Annotated in this window: 2 protein-coding genes and 1 pseudogene; 2 read left to right on the forward strand and 1 reads right to left on the reverse strand. The window is 76.6% G+C overall.

Translation table 11 applies throughout. From position 1 onward, the window contains the following. Positions 1 to 130, reverse strand: a pseudogene (locus RIF68_RS36465) (bifunctional O-acetylhomoserine aminocarboxypropyltransferase/cysteine synthase); the annotation flags it as partial. A 208-nt stretch (positions 131 to 338) separates the two neighbouring features. Here RIF68_RS36465 and RIF68_RS09730 point away from each other — a divergent pair. After that, positions 339 to 1709 (forward strand): aminotransferase class V-fold PLP-dependent enzyme, encoded by a 1371-nt coding sequence (locus RIF68_RS09730; protein ID WP_309050751.1) that lies wholly within the window; start codon positions 339 to 341, stop codon positions 1707 to 1709. After that, positions 1706 to 2378 (forward strand): SidA/IucD/PvdA family monooxygenase (locus RIF68_RS09735; RefSeq protein ID WP_309050752.1); only part of this gene is annotated, 673 nt, incomplete at its 3' end. The genes RIF68_RS09730 and RIF68_RS09735, both read left to right, overlap by 4 nt.

Below are 2378 nucleotides of genomic sequence, written 5' to 3' on the forward strand. Positions count from 1 at the left end.
AGATGTTGCCGTACTTCTGCAGCGCGAAGAGGTTGGCGGCGTCCTGGGTGTCCTTGAACACGAACGACGTCGTCTGGTAGATGGGAACCGCGCGGGCTCCGTGCTCGGCGTCTGGGGTGCCGCACGCGTGCCCTGCACGCCGGCGCGTCCGTACCCGCCGGGCCCCCGCCCCTGGCGCCCGTCACCCCGGCGACGTACCCGGGGACCCGCCCGTACCCCGGGCCCGTCCCGCGCCCGATACTCCCCACCCCGCCCCGCCGCCACCCCGTGTCCCCCTTTCGGGTCACGCGCGGGTGCTCGCCGGACATGTCCGGCCCCGCCCCGGCACCCTGTCGTCCATGCGTGCCGCACCCCCGCCCCTCGCCTCCGCCCCCACGCCCCTGAGCCGTCTCCTGGGCATCGCCCTCGACGCCTTGCGCGAAGGAGCGGAGGTACGCGGCGGGCCGCTCCCCGCGGGCGGCCCCCGGGCCGTGGCCGAGCGGGTGCGCGCCGCCGTGGGGGAGGCCCTCCCCGACACCGGCACCGGCGCCGACGAGGCGCTCCGCACCTTGGTCCGGGTCCTGGCCGAGGGCGCCGCCGACCCCGCCCACCCCCTCTGCGCCGCGCACCTCCACACCCCGCCCCTCGCGCTCGCCGCCGCCGCCGACCTCGCCGCCTCCGCGCTCAACCCGTCCCTCGACTCCTGGGACCAGGCACCCGCCGCCTCCGTCCTGGAGGCCGAGGTCACCGCCGCCCTCGCCGCCGAGGTCTTCCCGGCCGCCACCCGGCCCGACGCGCTCGTCACCACCGGCGGCACCGAGTCCAACCAGCTCGCCCTGCTCCTCGCCCGCGAACGCCACGGCCCCGTGCGCCTCGTCGCGGGCGCCGCCGCGCACCACTCGCTGCGCCGCGCGGCCTGGCTCCTCGGCCTGCCGGAGCCGGTCACCGTCCCCACCCCGCGCGGTGTCCTCGAACCGGCCGCCCTCACCGAAGCCCTCACCGGCCGCTCCGGCCCCGTGCTCGTCGCCGCCACCGCCGGGACCACCGACGAGGGCCTGATCGACCCGCTCCCCGCCCTCGCCGACGTGTGCGCCGCCCACGGCGCCGACCTCCACGTCGACGCCGCCTACGGTGGCCCCGTCCTCTTCAGCCGCACCCACCGCCACCTCCTCGACGGGCTCGACCGGGCCCGGACCGTCACCGTCGACCTGCACAAACTGGGCTGGCAGCCCGCCGCCGCCGGGCTGCTCGCCGTCCGCGACCCCGCCGACCTCGCCGCCCTCGGCCACACCGCCGACTACCTCAACGCCGGCGACGACACCGACGCCGGCCTCCCCGACCTGCTCGGCCGCTCGCTGCGCACCACCCGCCGCCCCGACGTCCTCAAGGCCGCCGTCACCCTCCGCGCGCTCGGCCGTGACGGGCTCGGCGGCCTGGTCGACCGCTGCCTGGAGCAGGCGCAGCACCTCGCCGACCTGGTGGAGAAGGCCCCCGGACTCGACCTGCGGGGCCGTCCCGTCCTCACCACCGTCCTCCTCCGGCCCACCGGAGCCGACGACTCCGCCGTCGCCGGCCTCCGCCGCACCCTCCTCACCGAGGGCCGCGCGGTCCTCGGACGGGCCACGGCCGACGGCCGCCTCTGGCTGAAGGCCACCCTCCTCAATCCCCACACCACCCCCGACGACCTGGCACGGCTCGTCGCCCTCGTGGAAGGCAGCACACCGCGATGACCGGCAGCACCCCCGCCCCGCAGGACCCCGACCGCCCCCACGACCTCGTGGGCGTCGGCATCGGTCCGTTCAACCTCTCCCTCGCCGCCCTCGCCCACGGTGTCCCCGGCGGACTGGCCACCGCCTTCTACGAACAGCGCCCCGCCTTCCAGTGGCACCCCGGCCTCCTCATCGAAGGCGCCACGCTCCAGGTCCCCTTCCTCGCCGACCTGGTCACCCTCGCCGACCCGGCGAGCCCCTGGAGCTTCCTCAGCTACCTCCGCCACCGCGAGCGCCTCTTCCCCTTCTACTTCGCGGAGAAGTTCCACATCCAGCGCGCCGAGTACGACGCCTACTGCCGCTGGGTCAGCGAGCGGCTCCCCGGCCTGCACTTCGGCCACCAGGTCGACTCCGTCCGCTGGAACGCCGAACGGCGCCTGTTCGAGGTCGACTTCACCCAGGTCGACCCGGCCGGCGGAGCGGAGGCCCTGGGCCGCGCGTACACCAGGAACGTCGTCCTGGGCGTCGGGACCGAGCCGTACGTCCCCGAGCCGCTGCGGCCCCTCACCGACGCCCCGGGCGTGCCCGTCCTGCACTCCGCCGACTACCTGACCCACCGTGAGACGCTGCTGCGCGCCGGGCACGTCACGGTCATCGGCTCCGGCCAGTCCGGCGCCGAGATCTTCCTCG

The organism is Streptomyces sp., from assembly GCF_031178505.1.
GTDB classification, from domain to species: Bacteria; Actinomycetota; Actinomycetes; order Streptomycetales; family Streptomycetaceae; genus Streptomyces; species Streptomyces gulbargensis.